This is a genomic window from Pseudomonas soli (assembly GCF_021283165.2).
Taxonomy (GTDB): domain Bacteria; phylum Pseudomonadota; class Gammaproteobacteria; order Pseudomonadales; family Pseudomonadaceae; genus Aquipseudomonas; species Aquipseudomonas soli.
This window is the reverse complement of the sequence record NZ_CP128543.1, coordinates 3,795,395-3,814,094: the sequence shown is the minus strand read 5'-3', so window position 1 is coordinate 3,814,094 and position 18,700 is coordinate 3,795,395. Positions and strand designations below refer to the sequence as shown.

Below are 18,700 nucleotides of genomic sequence, written 5' to 3'. Positions count from 1 at the left end.
ACAAGGAGTCCACCCATGCCTACCGACAGCGACTCAGCGGTTGCGCCAAGCGACGACACGCTCCGCTTCGAGCAAGCGTTCCAGGATGACCTCATCGCCAAGCGGCTGCCTGACTGGTTGCACGAGCTTGCCGATGCCTCTCTGGCGGCGTTGTGCGCCGCCCTCAAAACCAGCCTTGACTGCCGGCAACGCCTACGGGCGCGCTGGAGGCGTGTGCAGGGCATCGAAGCGTTTGTCGGTGCCGCCTTGCAGGACGCCTTCGACAAACGATTCGCGACAAAGGTGGATGTCGCCACCCTGTGGTTCCGCCACGGGTACCCGGTGCCGTTGCGTGGCCAGTATTTCACTACCCGAGTTCCGGTTTCGGATACTGACTATGCCCAGACTCCATTGGTGGAAGCCGCAATGCGCAATTTCGTCGCCAGCGAGTCGGTGGATACCGGCCAGCCGCGCGGTAATGGCCTGCTAAAGGGGGATGGGGGGCGTCTTGATCAGCCCAGTGCGTCCGAGTTTGCCCGGTTATGCCGCGAGCTGGATGCTGGCGCGCGCTATCAGCGCCATCTGGATGCGGTCTTTGACCCGCCCGGCGAACAAAGCATGCGCGCCGTGCTGGCGGGGTTGCTGCACTCCACGCTGGTGGTCGACGCGTGCAAGGCAAATGTCGACGGAATCCTGAGCGCCGCCGAGCTTGATCTGCTTCTGCGCGTGTGCAGCGATGGCGATCCGCAGGTACCGGGCGACGCGCCGGTGGTTGTCAAGCGACTGCGCGTGCTGGGATGCGCGCTGGAGCAGGTCATCGTGTTCGACGTCATTGATCAGGGCTGGTTGCGCAATACCAGCCAACGCATCTTCTGCTACATCCCAGGTGATCCACACGGCCCCTGGAGCGCCCACCCCGACCTGGAGCATTTTAGCCGCAAGCGGCTGGGTCGCCACTTGCGCGATGGCGCCTACCTGACATTCTTCAGCCGCTTTCTGAGGCGCCGCGACAGCCAGCGCTTCTTTTCGACCGTCATCGAGTTGTACCGGGATGTCGCGATCTGGGCCACCCGCGACCTTCAGGTGCACATGCACCCCATCGCACTCCCGCTGTTCGACCAACTGGCGGCGGCGCGTATCGCGCAGATCAAGGATGACGCCGCAATGATCGCGCCTCCCGTGGCTCAACTGGATCAAGCCGTGCAGCAGGCCCATGACCGGTACCTTGCGGCGCAGGGGTGGTTGCTGGCGGGCCTGGCGGGGTTCTTCATTCCTGCGGTTGGCGCTGGGCTGCTCGCAGTCTTTGCCTGGGATCTACTTACCGAGGTTTTCCATGGCGTGGAGAGTTGGCATGACGGCGATACCTCGGCCGCCCTCGACCATCTGACGCATGTGGCGCGCGATCTGGCCGTGGTGGCGGTGACAGCGGTCGGGGTTTCGGCCGTGCGTCATGCATGGGGGCGTTCAGTGCTGGTCGACAGCCTAGTGCCGGCGCAAATGGAAAATGGCAAGACGAAGCTATGGAACCAGGACCTGGCGGCCTATCGCAGTGAGGCGCCACTGTTGGCTGCGCGGCAGGCGGGCGATGGCGTCCAGCGGCAAGCCGGGCAAGCGTTCATCGAGATGGAGGGGCAGCACTATGCGGTGCAGCAGCGCAGCGAAGATGGCGCGTGGCAATTGTGCCCCCAGGCAGGCTTCGGTCCTGTGGTGCACGGCAACGGCGCGGGCGCGTGGCGGTTAGCCAGTGCGCAGCCGTCATGCTGGCAGGGTGCACGCCTGATGTTCAGTCGATTGGGCAGACCGTTCAACGAGCTTGATGCTGCCAGGGTTGACGCAGCACTGAGTATTCACGGGATTGGCGCGAGCAATCTGCGGGCGTTGCACATGGAAAGCCAGGCGCCTGACCCCTGGCTTTGTGACAGCGTCGAACGCCTGCAACTGGAGGCACGCATAAGCCGGGCGATCACGGATCTGCGCTCTGGTGTGGGTAGCGAGGATCATGAATTGCTGCGGCATGCCCAGCGTTGGCCGCAAATGCTTGGGCTTGAGGGGCCCCGGCTTGCCGAGCAGATTGGATTGTACCGCCGACCGTTGCTGCAGGCGCTGTACGACAGTGGGCAGGAAGCCGATACGGTCGCAATCGCCACGTTGCGACGGGCCTTTACAGGCTTGCACAGACGAGCGGCGCAGGCGTTGCTGCAAGGCGCCGATGCCGACGACTACCGACGCCTGGCCGAGACTGGCAGGATAGCCATGCGCCTTGCCGAGGGTGCGAGGGCGAGCGTCGCACGGATCCGTACGGTGCGGGTCTTGGAGGCCTTGCATTACGACATGCCGCAGTCAGCGGATCTTGCGCGGGTGGTGATCGGGCTGCTCGAAGCGCAGGCGGGTGCTTCCAGGCCCATACGCTGGCGATTGCTGGACGAGCGTGTCGGGGGGCCGGTGCTGGTCGCGGGAGGCGAGCCCGCGATGACAACCAGCCTGTTGCACCTTGATGGCCGGTATGTGCGCCTCGATTCACATGGCAACGCCGTGGGGGCGATTGGTGAATTGTTCGAGGTCATGGCCGCTGCCTACGACGAGGACCAACTCATGGAGCTGGGCCTGGACGCACCTTCTGCCGCCAGCCTGCGCGTGGCGGTGAGGCGGCGCGCGGTTGCCGACCGACCGGCCGTGGAACGCCTGCTGTCACCCAGGCAGCCGGGCGCCATGCGCCCGCCATCGCGGCTGCAGGACGGTCGCTTCGGCTATCTGTTGAACGGCCGCCTGCCCGACAGGGTGTGGAGCAGAGGCAGGCCGCAGGCGCTGGTCGACAGGGCGCACAGCCTGTTTCCAGCCCTGGACCAGGCAGAGCTCGATACGTGGATCAGCGCGGTCCAGGCCTCGGGGCGGCGCGTCGAGGAGATCCTGACGACGCTGCGTGGGCAATCCGAACTGTTGGCCGAACACATGGAGCGTTGGGTTACAAGCGCTTCGCGTGGCGAGGCCCAGGAGCAGCGTCGCTATTTCAGTGATGCGCTTATACGCTGCTGGCAATGCAGTACCTTCGAGGAGTCCGTCGATCGTTCCCCTCCCATCGAGCTTTGGTGGAGCCAGATGGGGACGAGGCCGGGAACGCTGCCAGAGCTGCCGCGGCTGATCCGGTTCAATCGGGTGTCGGTCCTGTCACTCCGGAGTATGGCGCTCGAAGCAGTGCCCGACAGTTTTCTCGAGGCGTTTGGCAACCTGCGAGTGCTGGAGCTGCCTGGCAACAGACTGACCCGTTTGCCAGCGCAACTGCGGTACATGCGACGGTTGGAATGCCTGGACCTCTACAACAACCAGATCGCGCTTGATCCTGGCCAAATTACGGTGCTTGCCGGTTGTGAGGCGCTCACCTATCTCAATCTTTCCTACAACCCGCTGGGGCGAACCTTCTCGGTTGGCGCGATGGCGCGTCTGAGTGAATTGCGCTTGAACAGTTGCAGGATCGGCGCACTGCCGCATGGCGCGCTTGAATGCCCGCGCCTGGTGGCGCTCGATATACGCAACAACCTGATCACCGCGTTGCCCGAAGGCTTCTACCAAGCCCTGCCTTGGACCCGGGGGCGGGTGTGGCTGCAGGGCAACCCCATGACGTCCGAGCAGCATCAGCGGTTGCGGTTAGCCGTGGCTCAGCAGGTGGCACCTGCGCAAGTGATCGAACCTGACATCCTGCCGCGCATGCGCTGGCTCGATGTGATCGGGGATCGGCACCGTGATGAGCTGGGGTCGACCTGGGCGCAGGTGGACGGCAACGAGCGCGGCGAAGCGTTTTTCCACCTGCTCACGGGGTTAACGGAAACGGCCGACTTTCGCAGCCCTGCGGGGGCTCGTGATCTAGCCTATCGGGTACTGGATATGCTCCAGGCGATGGATGCGGATGCCGGGCTATGCAATGAACTGTTCGCCTGCGCCCGCGAGGTCACGTGCCAGGACAGCATTACTCTGCGTTTTAGCGACCTGGAGGTGCGTTTACTGGTGTGGCGGGCGCAGCAGGGCAACGTTGGCGGGAATCGTGAACGGGCCTTGCTCTACCTTGGGCGTCAGTTGTGGCGGCTGGAGGCGGTTGATCGCATCGCCCTGGAAGATGTTCAGGCACAGCGAGCGACGGGCGGCAATCCGGACGAAATAGAGGTGGTCCTGGCGTATCGACTGGCGCTACGCCGCGAGCTGGACCTGCCGCTGCGGATCAACGACATGCTGTTTCGCAACCTCGCGGGCGTCGGTACGCGGCAGGTCGCGCAGGCGCGTGAACGTGTGCTGGCGGCGGAGGGCAGCGAGACGCTGGCACGCTCATTGGCCGAGAGGGATTTTTGGTGCCAGCATTTGCGCCAGGCCTATCAAACCCGCTTCGATGCGTTCGATGCGCCCTATCACGCACGCATGGAGGCTTTGATGGCGGATCGGAGTCTGTCGGAAGCTGTCCGGCTGGGGCAGATCGGCCAAGTACAGGAGGAGCGGATGCTAGCCGAACGCACGAGGATGCTTGAAATGACCCGTCATGCATTGGAGGTGGTTGCCGAGCAGGAAGTGGCCGTTCGCTGAGTTCGCTTCGGACCATGATGGCTTTGGACTATGCTCTAGATCGGGAGCGGTGGTTCCGGAAACTGCGTCAGCAGGAGCCGCGATGATTGCGGAAACCACTGGTTACCTTTGACCCAAGCACATGGATGGATAGTTGGTTTAGGCTCCCGGCCCGGATCTTTCTCCCTGATCTGCAGTCTTTGGTTTATCGAGAGAATAAGGAGATGCGCATGCTCGTTCGGTCACTGACCCTCGCCACCTTGCTCGCCGTAGCCGGCCCTTTGTACGCCGCCGACAGCGATGCCCCGCTGGCCAAGGAACTGGGCAAGGCCAGGCCGTTGGTGGTCATCGCCCCGAGTTCGGCCGACCCGACCCTGCGTGGCCTGGAACAGGCGCTGAAAGATCCCGCTACCCAAGCCGGATTCAAGGAACGTGGGCTGGTGCTGTACAGCGTCGCCAGCATGATGGGCAAGCGCGAGGACAAGAACCTCGAGCAGCAGACCACCATGGCGTTGATCCGTGAGCTCAAGCTGGGCGCCAGCAAAGGCACCAAGGTGATCCTGGTGGGCAAGGACGGCGAACGCCATGTGCTCAAGGACGACGACAGCGGCGAAAAGCTCGATCCGCAAGTTATTTTCAAGGCAGTCGATGAGCTGCCGCCCAGCGAGCAGGCGGTGACCGCGCCGGAGCCGGTAGCCGCTGCGCCAGCCGAGCCAAAGGCCAAGGACAGCAAGGCCAAGCCGAGCAAGCCCGCCAAACCTGCCGCGCCGCCCAAGCCGCTGGAAGACTGAGGCCTCTGTCACGGCCTTCTGCGCCAGCAGAAGGCCGTTCTTGTATCCCTGTGTATCTGCGCCTTGCCTCGACCCACTGCCATACAAAACCACGCCCGCTCCGATACATCGACGACACACCGCTGCGGCTCAATGGCTCCACTTTCCAACCACAGTGGAGCGACACCATGAAAACGACCCGTCAAACCCTTAGCCTGCTCGGCGCCACCCTGCTCGGCGGCATGGTCCTGGGCAACAACGCCTTCGCGGTAGAACCGTTGGCCCAGGGCTACCAGCTGGCCGCCGCCAAGACCCCTGGCGAAGGCAAGTGCGGCGAGGGCAAGTGCGGTGCCAGCGGCAAGGCCACGCAAAGCGAAGGCAAGTGCGGCGAGGGCAAGTGCGGTGCCAGCGGCAAGGCCACGCAAAGCGAAGGCAAATGTGGCGAGGGCAAGTGTGGCGCCAGCGCCAAGGCCGGTGCCGAGGGCAAGTGCGGTGAGGGCAAGTGCGGCGACGCCTCGTTCGCCCGTACCGACAGCAACCATGATGGCAAGGTCTCGCGCGAGGAGTTCCTGGCAGTGGCCAAGGACCGGGCGGCCGACTTCGACAAGATCGACCGCAACCACGATGGCTTCATTTCCGAGCAGGAAGCCCACGATCACCTGGCGGCGATCTACAAGGCCAATGGCAAGGCGATGCCCGACGGGCTGTTCAGCCACCTGACCAGGTCCTGAAGCCTGTCGCGGGGCCAGCCCGCTCCCACCGGCATTTGCCCTGTGGGGGCGGGCTGCCCCCGATGCCGACCCCTGCCATACGGAACCCTCCGATCATGCCCCAACACACCTTGCACACCGGTCTCGGCCTGCGCCGCGGCCTGCTGCCCGACCTGCTGACCATGGAGGCGGGCGCGGTGGACTTCCTCGAATGCGCCCCGGAGAACTGGATCGGTGTCGGCGGCGCCTTCGGCCAGGGCCTGGCGCGTCTGGCCGAGCGCTTTGCCATCGCCTGCCACGGCCTGTCGTTGTCATTGGGTGGCACCGCGCCGCTGGACCTCGGCTTCCTCCAGCGTACCCGGCAGTTCCTCGACCAGCACCAGGTGCGGATGTACAGCGAGCACCTGAGCTATTGCAGCGACGACGGTCACCTCTATGACCTGATGCCGATTCCGTTCACCGACGAGGCCGTCCACCATGTGGCCGCCCGTATCCGCCAGGCCCAGGACATCCTTGGCCGGCGCATCGCCGTGGAGAACATCAGCTACTACGCCGCGCCGTACCAGGCGATGGCCGAGCTGGATTTCGTCCGCGCCGTGCTCGACGAGGCCGACTGCGACCTGCTGCTGGACGTCAACAACGTCTTCGTCAACGCCTGCAACCACCGTTACGACGCCCGGGCCTTCCTCGCCGGCCTTCCCCGCAAGCGGGTGGTGGGCATGCACGTGGCCGGTCACTATGACGAAGCGCCGGACCTGAAGGTCGACACCCACGGCGCGCCGGTCAAGGAGGATGTCTGGGCCTTGTTCGCCGACGCCTGCCAGCGCTTCGGCGCGCAACCCACCGTACTCGAGCGTGACTTCAACTACCCGCCGCTGGCCGAGTTGCTGGCCGAGACGGCGCGCATTCGCGACGTGCAACGTGCCCATGGAGCGTAAGACCATGACCGAAACCCTGCGCCACCAGCAGTTCACCCTGGCCCGCCACCTGCGCGACCCGGTCGGCAACCCGCCGCCGCCAGGTATCGAGGCGCGGCGCCTGAAGGTCTACCGCGAACTGTTCTACGGCGCCATCGAAGGGCTGTTGGCCGGCAGTTTTCCGGTGATGCGCCGGACCCTCGGCGATCAGCGCTGGCATGCCCGGGTGCGTGACTTCTACGCCCATTACCGTAGCCAGACGCCGCTGTTCACCGAAATAGCCGAAGCCTTCATCGACTACCTGCAGGGCGTCGCGCCGGACGCCCCCTGGCAGCTGGAGCTGGCGCACTATGAATGGATAGAAGCGCAGTTGTACCTGAGCGACGCCGAGGATCCGTCCCACGACCCGACCGGCGACCTGCTGACCGGCGAGCCGTTGCTGTCGTGCGTGGCCCGGGTGCTGGCCTACCGCTGGCCGGTGGAGCGTATCGGCCCCGAGTATCAACCCGACCAGGCGCCGGAGCAGCCCACCTTGTTGCTGGTGTACCGCGACGCCGACCTGCAGGTGCGCTTCGCCCGGTTGGCGCCTTTGGCCTGGCAGCTGTTGGTGGGCTTGCCCGGCACCGGGCGCGAGCGCTTGCGGGCGCTGGGGGATCAGCACCTGCAGCAAGGGCTGCAGATGCTGCGACAGTTGCGTGAGCAGGGCATCATCGTCGGTACTCGAGATGCCCTGTAGGCGCGCGCAGATGTTCCGTCAGGCCACCGGGATCAACGGATCGGCTGCCGCCAGCGCTGCCGCGCGGTCGGCCGCCGGCGGATAGATCCATATTGAATTGATCTGCTGCTTGAGCTGCTTGGCCTCGGCCTTGTCCGTCGGCGGCGAGACCGTGCGCTCCCAGCCTTCGGTGTACACCGCGCCCCAGGCGCCCAGGTCCAGGCAGGTGACGTACTTGGGCTGGCTGTAGGTCATCGGTGCCACGCCGATCAGCTCGGCGGCGGCATTGTTGCCGGCGTAGCGGCCCAGCGGAATGGCATGCTGGCAGGACATCACCGCGTGGTTGCCAGCCTCGTCGCAGGCAGCGTAGGCGACATCGCCCGCGGCATACACCGCCGGGTTGCCGATGACCTTGAGGTTGCCATCCACATGCAGGCGGCCCTGGCGGTCGCGTTCGCCGCTGATCTGCTCGGTCAGCGGGTTGGCCTTGAAACCCACGGTCCAGACAACGGTGTTGGCGGCGATGCGTTCACCGTTGTCCAGCAGCACGCCGCCGCCATCCACCGAGGCCACCGTGGCGCCGCAGATCCACTCGATCCCCAGCGCCGCCGATGCCTGTTCGATGGCCGGGCGGATACCGTCGCCGAGGGCGGCGCCGATCTTCGCGCCGCGGTCGACCACGACGATGCGCGGCTTGACCTTGTCGCCCAGGATCGCTCGCAGCCGGCTGGGCAGCTCGGTGGCGGTCTCGATGCCGGTGAAGCCGCCACCGGCCACCACCACGGTATTGCGTGCGGGGCTGTCGGGGCGGGCGGCCAGGGACTTGAGGTGTTCTTCCAGGCGGGTGGCCGAGTCGATCTTGTCGACATCGAAGGCGTGCTGGTCGAAGCCTTCCAGCGCCGGGCGGTTGACCAGGCTGCCGCAGGCCATGATCAGGCGGTCGTAACCCAGCTTGGCCTCGATGCCACCCGCCTGACGGTAGGCCACCTGCTGGTTGGTCTGGTCGATGTGGTAGGCCGTGCCTTTGACGAAGCGCACGTTGACCGCGTCGAACACCGCCTGCAAGGGAGCGGCCATGGTGTGTACGTCGGGTTCGTAGAAGCGTGGGCGGATGTGCAGCTCCGCCTGGGGCGCGAGCACGGTGATCAGCACGTCGTCGCGTTTGTGCAGGTCGAGCAGGCGGGCGGCGCCGAGGGCGCTCCACAGCCCGGCGAAGCCTGCGCCAATGATCAGGATCTGTTTCATGAGGGGCTCCTGGATGCCGCGATTATCGATGTTGTCGCTGCGGCAGTAGAAAAAGGTTACGTCTAGTGAGTGAGCCTGGATTACGGCCCGATAGGCGTGCTGCAGATGCTAAGCGCCCCCCAGGTTTGTCCCTAGGCCAAAGAACCCTGGATTTCGGCCAGCGGCACGCCGCGGGCGAAGCGCGCCCGATAGTCCCGCGGGGTCACCGCCAGGTGACGCTGGAACGCCAGGCGCATGCGCTCCTCGCTGCCGAACCCGCAGTGGCGGGCGACCTGCTCGATATGCTGGTCGGAGTTTTCCAGCAAGCGGCGCGCCGCCTCCAGGCGGAACACCTCGATGGCCTTGGCCGGGGTGCGGCCGGTCTTGTGCTTGTACACCCGGGTGAAGTTGCGTAGGCTCATGCGCGCCTGTTCGGCCAGCCGCTCGACCGTCAGCCGCGGGTCGCCCAGGTGCTCGCTGAGCCATAGGTGCAGGGTCTCGAAGGCGTCGCTGTCCTCGCCCTGGGCCTTGAGCAGTTCGCTGAACTGCGCCTGGCCGCCGGGGCGCTTGAGGAACACCACCAATTCGCGGGCCACCTGCATGGCCACCTCGCGGCCGCAGTCGGCCTCGACCAGGGCCAGCGCCAGGTCGATGCCGGCGCTGACGCCGGCCGAAGTCCATACCTGATCCTGCTGCACGAAGATCGATTCGGCATCCACCTCGATGGCCGGAAAGCGTCGGTGCAGGGCATCGCACATCGCCCAGTGGGTGGCGGCCCTGCGGCCATCGAGCAGGCCGGCGGCGGCCAGCAGGAAGGTGCCGCTGCATACCGAAGCGGTACGTCGGGCGCGTTGGGCGGCCTGGGCCAGCCAGGCGACCAGCTCGGCGTGATCGGGGAGGGTGCGGACGATCTCCGGGGCTCCGGGCACGACCAGCGTGTCGAAGGGCTCGTGCAGCCAGGGCGCCAGTGGCTCGGTGGCGACGGCCAGGCCCTCGGCGGTGGCCACCAGGCCCCCTTCGAGGCTGGCGGTGACCACCCGGTAGCCGGGCAGGCCGCGCGCGGCGCGGGCCTTGGTCGCGGCCCAGAACACCGTCTGCGCGCCGGTGAGGTCGAGCAGGCCCATCTGCGGGTAGGCGAGGAACAGCAAGGTGCGCGGCTGGTCAAGCGCGTGCACGGGCGCTGCGGGAATCTGCGGGATGTCGGTCATGGCGCGCTGCTTGTGGACGGGGCGTAGGCCCTAGTCGAGCAGGTGGCGCGATGATGTTCAAGCACGACGCGATGGCCGTCAGGCCTGGCTCTTGTGGGAGCGGGCTTGCCCCGCGATTGCAGCATCAGCCGCATCGCGGGGCCAGCCCGTTCCGACGCTGTTACCTGGCCGACCTAGAAGCTGTAGTCCACCGTGGCGAAATACGAGCGCGGCGCGCCCAGCAGCCACTGTTCGCCGCTGTAGCTCGACTGGGCGTACTCGCGATCGAACAGGTTGTTCACCTGCAGACCCAGGCGCACGTCGGGCAGCACCTGCCAGCCGATATTGGCATCGACCACGGTGTAGCCCGGCACGCGTTGGTCATTGGCGGCGCTGGTATAGCGGGCGTCCACGTAGCGCAGGCCGATGCCGGTGTCGACGCTTTGCCCGAAGGCTTTGCTCAGCCACAGGTTGGCGGTACGCCGTGGGACGTCCTGCGGGTGGTTGCCAGACCGGTCGTAGGAAACGCCTCGGCTGAGTTGAGTGAAATCATCGTACTTGGCGCGCACCAAGGCGGCGTTGCCCGACAGTTGCCATTGATTGCCCAGAGCTAGCTCCAGGCTTGCCTCCAGGCCATCGGAGGTCTGTTGGCCTGCCTGCTGGCTGCGTTTAGAGACCACGTCGTACACCGGCAGCTTCTTCTTGACGATGTGGTAGGCCGCCAACGTCCATTCGCCGCGTCCGTCCCAGAACCGTTGCTTGAGGCCGAATTCGGTCTGCTTGGCTTCGGTCAGTTCAAGGCGTTGCTCCGGGCGCAGGGTCAGCAGGTCACCGACACCATCCTCGCTGGTGGAGTACTGGCCGTACACCGACAGGTCGTCAGTCAGCGCGTACACCAGGCCGGCGCGCCAGTTGCCGCCACGCAGGCTCTGGTCTTCGCGAGTGTCCTTCACCAGGTCGTTGCGGTCGATGTGGTTCTGGTCGCGGCGTATGCCGATGACCAGCGACAGGCGCTCGGTCAGTTGCGTGCGGTTTTCGGCGAACAGCGAGAAGGTGCTGGTTTTCGACAGCGTCTGCGGGCGCGTCGGATCGGCACTGTGGAACCCGCCGGGCGCCGGCCGCCAAGGGTCGAGCGGGTCGGTGTAGCCATCTTCGTAGGGCGAGTTGCTGTCGATGTTGAAGCGGATCTTGTTGTACTCGGCGCCCACCACGGTCCTGCTGGCCAGGCCGAACAGCGAGTGATCAAAGGTGAAGCTCTGGCGGTCGCCGATCTGCTCCTGGTTGTGCTTGATCTCCAGGAAACTGCCGCGCTGGATCACACCGGCATCCCAGGCGTATTCCTCGGCATTGCGCCAGTGGCGACGGCTCTTGATGTAGTACAGCTGGTTGCTGGCGCTGATGCTGTCGCTGATGGTCCAGTCGCTGGTCAGCCGTGTCCACTCATCGTGGTAGCGCTGCTGGTCATTGCTGACGTTGTAGTTCTTGTTGCGCACGCTGCTGCGCAGATGGCCGTCGATCAGCGGCGTGCCGTAGTAGTTGGCAGGTTGTGCGTCGCCGCGATCGTGGGACAGGGTGAAACTCAGGTCGTCACTGGCATCGAAGCGCAGCGCGCCGGAAAACGCCAGGCTGCGCGAAGCGGTGCGGTCGACCCAGCCGTTGCCCGCCTGCTGGTTCAGGGTGGCGCGGTAGCTCAGGCGCTCGCTCAGGCTGCCGCCGCTGTCCAGCCCCAGTTGCTGGCGGTCCCAGGAGCCATAGCCCAGGCGCAGGTGGTTGCGGATATCACTGCTGAAGGGCTTTTTTGGAATCACGTTGACCGTTGCCCCGGTGGCGCCTTCGCCATACAGCACCGAGGCAGGCCCACGGATCACATCGATACGCTCGACCATCCAGGGATCGACCGGTTAGGTGAGGGTGCCGGCGCCGGCGTACAGGCGCGACCCGTCGAACAGGGTCATCACCGAACTCTGGCCCGTGAAGCCGCGCGCCGACAAGCCGGTGCCGCCATCGCCAGGGGTACCGATGAAAGTGATGCCCGGCGAGCGGGTCACGGCATCCTGCACCGTGGTGTTGTTGCGCTGCTGGATTTGCGCGGCGGTGATGCTGCTAGTGCTCGCCGGGGTTTCCAGGGCACTGAGGTTCAGGCGTGAACCGGCCTGGGTGGGGGTGGCCAGGTCGACGGTCTGCGGGTCGCGGCTGTCGGTGATCGCCGTGGAGGGCAGGGTGAGCGCAGGGCTGGGCTGCTCGTCGGCCAGCGCCGGCAGGGACACGGCCAGGCAGGCCGCCAGGGTGTGAAGCTTGTTGATACGGGACATGTCGTTCCACTGCTGCAGGAAAGAATGGATCCCGGTGGAAAACACGCAACGGCGAAGCGCGCGCAGGCGCGCACGCGAATACCGGCCTGCGCCCGCCCACCGCGGGTTGCCAAGTGAAGCCTCAGGCCGGTCTCCGGGCTTGCGAGGGTCGTGAAGCCTTCACCTTCCCATGCGTGTGCACAGTGGTCTGTCGAAGGGTTCGCTCGCTTACCGTTGCGGGGGCAGCGCCGGACTTGTCGTGGTATCGACTCACCGGCTTCCCGTTTCACCCTGCGCGCGGCGGCGCAGGGCACCTGAAACTGGCGCGCATCTGACCACTGAACGAGCAGGGAGTCAATCGTCTGGAGGGGCGGGCTGAGTGAGGTTGAATGGCGGTTCAGAGCGGTTGCCGTCAGGTAGGCGTTGTCTGCGGGCAGGCCGCGTGGATTGGCGCAGGTCGCGCAGGGAGCTACCATCGGCAGCCAGCCTCCTTATCCAACACCAACAAGCCAAGGACGCGTATGACCGAGCAAGCCCTGTCCCTGCAACAACTCGCCGCCCCCGAAGGCATCTGCTACGGCTGCGGCTGTTCCCACCCCAGCGGCCTGCATGTGCAGAGCCACTGGGACGCCGACGGCATCCACCTGTCGTGCCGACATACCCCCGATCCGACCTTCACCGGCTGGCCCGGCCTGGTTTATGGTGGCCTGCTGGCCATGCTGGTCGACTGCCATTCCAACTGGACCGCCATGGCCTGTCACTACCGTGCCGAAGGCCGCGAACCGGGCAGCCTGCCGCGTATCGACTGCGTCACTGGCCAGCTTGGCCTCACCTACCTCAAGCCCACGCCCATGGGCGTCGAGCTGCTGCTCAAGGCCCGGGTCGAGGGTGAGCTGGGGCGCAAGACCCGGGTGATCTGCGAGGTCTGGGCCGGGGATGTACTGACGGTCACCGCCGATTCGGTGTTCGTGCGGGTCGATACCGAGAAGCTCAAGCGCCAGGCGCATGGCGACGCCTGAACTTGCACCGATGGGGTGGGGCTGGCATTGTCGAACGTGACCCGGCTGCCCGACAGGATGTTGCCATGCCCTACCAGATTCGCCCGGCCCGTGACGAAGACTGCGTGGCCCTGAGCCTCGTCGGTCAAGCGACCTTCGCCCTGGCCAGCCCGCCCGATAGTGCGGTCAGCGCCCAGCAGCAATACATCGCCCATCACCTCCAGCCTGAGCATTTCCAGGCGCACCTGGAGCACCCGCACAAGCGGTTGCTGGTGGTCGAGCGGGGTGGCCAGGTGCTGGGCTACAGCATGCTCGACCTGGCGCCCGGCAAGCTGGGTATTGCCGAAGCCGATCAACTGGCGGAAATCTCCCGCTGCTATGTACTACCCTGCGCCCATGGCAGCGGCGCCGGGCAATTGTTGCTCGCCACCACCCTGGCCCAGGTCGATGGCCAGGCGCGCCTGACAGTCAATGAGCTGAACGCCCGGGCGATCCGTTTCTATCAGCGCAACGGCTTCCGCAAGGTGGGCGAGGCTATCTTCCCTTGCGGCGACGAGCGGCACCACGACTGGGTGATGGTCAGGATGGCCGGAGATCATCTAGATTGAACGCCCCCAACGCGAAGGCACCCCCATGACCGAACTTTCCGCATTTCCCATCACCGGCAAATGGCCGGCGCGACACCCCGAGCGTCTGCAACTGTACTCGCTGGCCACGCCCAACGGGGTCAAGGTCTCGATCATGCTCGAGGAAATCGGCCTGCCCTATGAGGTGCACAAGGTCAGCTTCGAAGCCGAGGACCAGTTGAGCCCCGCGTTCATCTCCCTGAGCGCCAACAACAAGATCCCGGCGATCCTCGACCCCAACGGGCCGGGGGGCCAACCGTTGCCATTGTTCGAATCGGGGGCGATCCTGCAGTACCTGGCCGAGAAGAGCGGCCAGTTGCTGAGCCTGGACCCGGCCCAGCGCTACCAGACCCTGCAGTGGCTGATGTTCCAGATGGGCGGCATCGGGCCGATGTTCGGCCAGGTGGGGTTCTTCCATTTCTTCGCGGGCAAGGAGTACGAGGACAAGCGTCCGCGGGACCGCTACGTCAATGAGTCCAAACGCTTGCTGGCGGTGCTCGACCGCCACCTGCAAGGGCGGGAGTGGATGGTCGATGCATACAGCATCGCCGATATCGCCATCTTCCCCTGGGTGCGTAACCTGGTGGAGCGCTACAACGCGCGGGAGCTGGTGGAATTCGACACGTTCAAGGAAGTGCAGCGGGTGCTGGCGCGGTTCCTCGAGCGCCCGGCCGTGCAGCGTGGCCTGAAGATCCCGGCATGACCTCGTCGGGGGCTGCGCGGCAGCCCCCGTCGCACATCCTCAGAGGACCTGGTTCAACAGCCAGTACAAGCAACCCGCCAGCAGCATCGCCGCCGGCAATGTCAGCACCCAGGCCATCAGCAGGTTGACCAGCGTCTTGCGTTGAATCCCCGAGCCGTTGGCCACCATGGTCCCGGCCACCCCCGAACTCAGCACGTGGGTGGTCGATACCGGCAGGCCGAACATATCCGCCGCGCCGATGGTGCACATCGCCACCACCTCGGCCGAAGCGCCCTGGGCATAGCTCAGGTGGGTCTTGCCGATCTTCTCGCCCACCGTCACCACGATGCGCCGCCAGCCGACCATGGTGCCCAGGCCCAGGGCGATGGCCACCGCCACCTTGACCCACAGCGGGATATAGCGGGTGGCGTCGTCCAGTTGGCGCTTGAACAGCTGCACGTGGCGGGCGGTATCGGCGTCGTAGCGGGCCAGCTGGTGCTTGTCGATCTGGCGGATGGCTTCGCTGGCCAGGTACATGTCGTTGCGCACGTTGGCCATGGCCTCGGCCGGCACGCGCTTGAGCGAGCCATAGCCCTTGACCTCCTCGCCGATCATGCCGGTCAGCGCGGCCAGCGCCGGCAGCAGCTCGGGGCTGGCCTTCGGGGTGGCGACGAACGCGGTCAGCACCTGGCGTGGATCGGCCGGGGCGGGCGCGGGGGCGGCCCGTACCAGGGCCTGGCGGGTTACCTCGGCGACGGCCGAGAACTGCAGGGCCTGCTCGTTGGGCATGGTCTTGTTCAGGGCATAGGCCATTGGTAGGGTGCCGACCAGGATCAGCATGATCAGGCCCATGCCTTTCTGCCCGTCGTTGGAGCCGTGGGCGAAGGACACGCCGGTACAGGTGAGGATCAGCACGCCGCGGATCCACCAGGGCGGCGGCGTCTGGCCTTCTGGCGCCTGGTACAGCTCGCGGCGCTTGACCATCGCGCGCAGGACGAGCAGCAACAGGGCGGCGCAGGCGAAGCCGATCAACGGCGAGAACAACAGGGCATAGCCGACCTTGCTGGCCTGGGCCCAATCCACGCCGCTGGTGCCGTCACGCCCGTGCATTAATGCATTGGCCACGCCCACGCCGATGATCGAGCCGATCAGGGTATGCGAGGACGAGGCCGGCAGCCCCAGCCACCAGGTGCCGAGGTTCCAGATGATCGCCGCCAGCAGCAGGGCGAAGACCATGGCGAAACCGGCCGACGAGCCGACCTGCAGGATCAGCTCCACCGGCAGCAGGGCGATGATGCCGAAGGCCACCGCGCCGCTGGACAGCAGCACCCCGAGGAAATTGCACAACCCCGACCACACCACCGCCACCGAAGCTGGCAGTGAATGGGTGTAGATCACCGTGGCCACGGCGTTGGCGGTGTCGTGGAAGCCATTGACGAACTCGAAGCCCAGGGCGATCAGCAAGGCCAGGCCCAGCAACAGGAAAGGAGTGACGGTGGTGACGACGGTGCCGCTGGCGCTGACGTCCTGCTTGAGGCTCCAGAAGGTGTAGGCCAGGCCCGCCAGCAGCAGGCCGAAGAACAAGGTGAGGGTGGCGCGTCCGGGTTTGTGGGCAAGGGGTGGGCCTGGGGTGCGCAGGCTCAGGTCGGGCTGGCTGGCCAGTGACGGGGTTGCCATGAGGGCTCCGGTTGGCGTAGGGCGGTGGTGCCGAAGGTATACAGCATAGAAACAATTCGTTACCGGGCCGTGACCTCGATCAATGAAGGCCTTAGGCTGGTAGGGAAACGATGTCGCAGGAGTACCTGATGATTCGCTGCAAACGCGTCTACGAGAGCGTCGAGGTGCAGGATGGCCAGCGCGTGCTGGTCGATCGCCTGTGGCCCCGCAATAAGCGCAAGGAAGACCTGCATGGGCAGTGGTTGCGCGAAGTCGCGCCCTCCGATGCACTGCGCAAGGCTTTTCACGCCGGTGAATTGGACTTTGCAGCCTTTGTCCAGCGCTATCAGCAGGAACTGGCCGCCCACCCCGAGCATTGGTATCCGTTGCTGGACCTGGCTGGCAAAGGCAACCTGACCTTGCTCTACGCTGGCAAGGATACCGAGCACAACAATGCCCAGGTCCTGGCCCGGTGGCTGGAGGATGAGCTGGAGCGCCGTGGCCCGGCCAGTTCACCGGTGTGCTATGCCCCTTGAACTGATTCCCGCCAGCGATGACTACCTGACGTTTGCCCGCGACCTCACCCGCCGCGCCATGCTGCCGTACTACCGCGAGTTCGACCTGCTGTGGATCGAGAAAGCCTTCGACGAGGCCTGGGGCTGGCGCGAGCAGTGGCTGGTGGTCGAGGACGAACAGGTAATGGGGTTCTGCAGCCTCAGCCAGGATCGCCAGGCGTTGTTCATTCGCGAGTTGCACCTGTTGCCCGAATATCGAGGCCGCGGCGTGGGCGGCTGGGTGCTGGAGGAACTGGCCGCCTGGGCGGCGCAACGCCGGATGCCATGGTTACGGCTGATGGTGTTCGCCAGCAACCCGGCGCGGCGCCTGTACCAGCGCCGGGGCTTCGTTGAAGTGGGCATGGACGAGTGTTTCGTGCGGATGCAGCGCCCGGTCGCCTGAGCTACTACTGACGCAGCCGCACCATTCGCCCCTGGACCAGCGTCGCCTCCAGCACTTGTCCCTGTAGCGCCAGCAGTTCACCGGCCAGCAGGTTCTGCAGCAGCGCCTTGCCGTCGAAGGTATTGTTCCCTAGCTCAACCTCCCGCAGACCCTCGACCCGCACCACCGCCTTGCCCACCTGTCCCAGGCGATTGCCACTGAGCAGCAGCGGGCCCGGCAGTGGCGTGGCATTGCGCAGGCTGACGGCGTACTCCGGGGTATTGCCGATGCGATTGCCGACCAGGGCCAGGGCCGCCACCTCGCTGGCGTCCACCGCGCTGCCCTGGCTGCTGGCCAGCAGGTTGTCGTCGATCAGCAGCGGCGCCTCGGGCGTGGGCGCCAGGTTGCGCAACTGGATGCCGTTGCCCCGGCTGTCGCCGATACGGTTGCCCGCCAGCCACACGGCGCCGCGCTGGTCGCTGATTTCGATGGCGGCCTTGGCGGCGCCGAGTATCAGGTTGCCCTCGACCAGCGCCCGGGTCTGGCCGCGCAGGCGCACGCCGCTGTTGTTGTCGATGCCCCGCACCTGATTGTGATGCAGGTGCAACTGGCTGTCGCGGGCGTCGATGGCGTATTGCTGCGAGCCTTCGAAGCGGCTGCCGGCGATGGTCGCCTGGCTGTGTTGCAGCTCCACCGCGCTGGACAATTCGCTGAACTGACTGCTTTCGATCAGCAGCGTGGCGGGGCGCGTACCGATGGGTTGCTGGGTACTCAGCGCGGTGCTCAGACCCCGCGACAGGTTGGCGTTGTAGCCCAGGCGTCGGAGCGTCGAGCCGATCACCTGGGTGTGGCTGCCGGCCCAGGCCACCACGAAGGGGCGCCAGGCGCGATCGGTGTTGCCCGGTTTGTCGCCGGCCACGCTCTCCAGTGTCGAACGCTCCAGCCCCAACCAGCCCTGGTTGATCAGCGCGGTGCCGGAAAAACTGTACAGGTAGAGATGGGCGCCCTCGAGCAGCAGCCCGGCATCGGCGCCGATCATCAGCGGGTAGCTGAGCAGGTAGCCATCCTTGTAGGGCCTGAGCACCCGCGGATCGCGCAGCGCGTCATGCAGTTGCGCCAGGGTGATGCTGCCACCGCGCAGCACCACGGCTTGCGGGTGGTGTGCCTGGTAGCCGGCGATGGCGCGGAACAGGCCATTGTTGACGAACGGCTCGAACGGCCAGCTGCCGGCCTGGGACGAGAACATCGGTTGCAGGCTCACGCTGGCGCGGCCTGCGGGAGGCGCTCGACGGGCCTGTTCGAAGCTTACGGCCTGGCGGACCTGGCGACGCAGCTGGTCCAGCTGTTGCTGGTGCTGCGCCTGGGGCAGGGTGTCCATCACCGGCGCTGCCTGGGCGGTCGTCGCCAGCAGCAGGGCGGCCAGGCAGGAGAGGGAAAAGCGGCTGAACGGTGCCATGTAAGCGT

At 65.9% G+C, this 18,700-nt stretch carries 14 protein-coding genes, 1 pseudogene and 1 riboswitch; of the genes and pseudogenes, 10 read left to right on the top strand and 5 right to left on the bottom strand.

Features of this window, described 5'->3' with window-relative positions; genetic code table 11:
- The first annotated feature begins 15 nt into the window (after positions 1 to 15).
- The 5 genes from LU688_RS17625 (at position 16) to LU688_RS17605 (ending at position 7,657) form a co-directional block, all read left to right on the top strand.
- Positions 16 to 4,545, top strand: coding sequence for an NEL-type E3 ubiquitin ligase domain-containing protein (locus tag LU688_RS17625; protein WP_160290598.1), 4,530 nt, complete (start codon positions 16 to 18; stop codon positions 4,543 to 4,545).
- 209 nt (positions 4,546 to 4,754) lie between these two features.
- Positions 4,755 to 5,315: a DUF4174 domain-containing protein gene (locus tag LU688_RS17620; RefSeq protein WP_023630983.1), complete on the top strand. Its 561-nt coding sequence runs from the start codon at positions 4,755 to 4,757 to the stop codon at positions 5,313 to 5,315.
- Positions 5,316 to 5,482: 167 nt separating this feature from the next.
- Positions 5,483 to 6,025, top strand: a complete 543-nt coding sequence (locus LU688_RS17615; protein WP_160290599.1) for an HvfA family oxazolone/thioamide-modified RiPP metallophore — start codon at positions 5,483 to 5,485, stop codon at positions 6,023 to 6,025.
- A gap of 95 nt (positions 6,026 to 6,120) precedes the next feature.
- Positions 6,121 to 6,942: an HvfB family MNIO-type RiPP peptide maturase gene (locus LU688_RS17610; RefSeq protein ID WP_094011361.1), complete on the top strand. Its 822-nt coding sequence runs from the start codon at positions 6,121 to 6,123 to the stop codon at positions 6,940 to 6,942.
- Positions 6,943 to 6,946: 4 nt separating this feature from the next.
- Positions 6,947 to 7,657: an HvfC family RiPP maturation protein gene (locus LU688_RS17605; RefSeq protein ID WP_094011362.1), complete on the top strand. Its 711-nt coding sequence runs from the start codon at positions 6,947 to 6,949 to the stop codon at positions 7,655 to 7,657.
- Positions 7,658 to 7,675: 18 nt separating this feature from the next.
- Here the strand turns inward: LU688_RS17605 and LU688_RS17600 are convergent, their stop codons facing one another.
- From LU688_RS17600 to LU688_RS17590, 3 genes and pseudogenes are all read right to left on the bottom strand, one after another.
- Positions 7,676 to 8,881 carry an NAD(P)/FAD-dependent oxidoreductase gene (locus LU688_RS17600; protein WP_160290600.1) on the bottom strand — a complete coding sequence of 402 codons (1,206 nt, stop codon included), beginning with the start codon at positions 8,879 to 8,881 and terminating at the stop codon, positions 7,676 to 7,678.
- A gap of 131 nt (positions 8,882 to 9,012) precedes the next feature.
- Complete coding sequence (locus LU688_RS17595) at positions 9,013 to 10,068, bottom strand: GlxA family transcriptional regulator (RefSeq protein WP_094011364.1); 1,056 nt, start codon at positions 10,066 to 10,068, stop codon at positions 9,013 to 9,015.
- A gap of 173 nt (positions 10,069 to 10,241) precedes the next feature.
- A pseudogene (locus LU688_RS17590) lies at positions 10,242 to 12,359 on the bottom strand (TonB-dependent receptor).
- 107 nt (positions 12,360 to 12,466) lie between these two features.
- Positions 12,467 to 12,671: riboswitch (cobalamin riboswitch) on the bottom strand.
- A 188-nt stretch (positions 12,672 to 12,859) separates the two neighbouring features.
- Between LU688_RS17590 and LU688_RS17585 the strand changes: the two are divergent.
- The 3 genes from LU688_RS17585 to LU688_RS17575 all read left to right on the top strand — a co-directional run bounded on the left by LU688_RS17585 (position 12,860) and on the right by LU688_RS17575 (position 14,665).
- Positions 12,860 to 13,357, top strand: a complete 498-nt coding sequence (locus tag LU688_RS17585) for a PaaI family thioesterase (protein ID WP_023631478.1) — start codon at positions 12,860 to 12,862, stop codon at positions 13,355 to 13,357.
- A 65-nt stretch (positions 13,358 to 13,422) separates the two neighbouring features.
- Positions 13,423 to 13,944, top strand: a complete 522-nt coding sequence (locus LU688_RS17580; RefSeq protein ID WP_104445159.1) for a GNAT family N-acetyltransferase — start codon at positions 13,423 to 13,425, stop codon at positions 13,942 to 13,944.
- Positions 13,945 to 13,969: 25 nt separating this feature from the next.
- Complete coding sequence (locus tag LU688_RS17575; RefSeq protein ID WP_023631479.1) at positions 13,970 to 14,665, top strand: glutathione S-transferase N-terminal domain-containing protein; 696 nt, start codon at positions 13,970 to 13,972, stop codon at positions 14,663 to 14,665.
- A 39-nt stretch (positions 14,666 to 14,704) separates the two neighbouring features.
- Here LU688_RS17575 and LU688_RS17570 read toward each other — a convergent pair whose 3' ends face one another.
- Positions 14,705 to 16,321, bottom strand: a complete 1,617-nt coding sequence (locus LU688_RS17570) for an inorganic phosphate transporter (protein ID WP_094011366.1) — start codon at positions 16,319 to 16,321, stop codon at positions 14,705 to 14,707.
- Between the two features lie 128 nt (positions 16,322 to 16,449).
- Between LU688_RS17570 and LU688_RS17565 the strand changes: the two genes are divergently transcribed.
- Entirely contained in the window at positions 16,450 to 16,836 is a 387-nt protein-coding gene (locus LU688_RS17565) for a DUF488 domain-containing protein (protein WP_023632656.1), read from the top strand.
- Positions 16,826 to 17,257 (top strand): GNAT family N-acetyltransferase, encoded by a 432-nt coding sequence (locus LU688_RS17560; protein ID WP_104445160.1) that lies wholly within the window; start codon positions 16,826 to 16,828, stop codon positions 17,255 to 17,257. The genes LU688_RS17565 and LU688_RS17560 overlap by 11 nt, the downstream gene beginning before the upstream one ends.
- A gap of 4 nt (positions 17,258 to 17,261) precedes the next feature.
- Here the strand turns inward: LU688_RS17560 and LU688_RS17555 are convergent, their stop codons facing one another.
- A complete protein-coding gene (locus tag LU688_RS17555) occupies positions 17,262 to 18,692 on the bottom strand; it encodes a right-handed parallel beta-helix repeat-containing protein (RefSeq protein WP_094011368.1) in 1,431 nt (476 codons plus the stop codon).
- Positions 18,693 to 18,700: the final 8 nt, after the last annotated feature.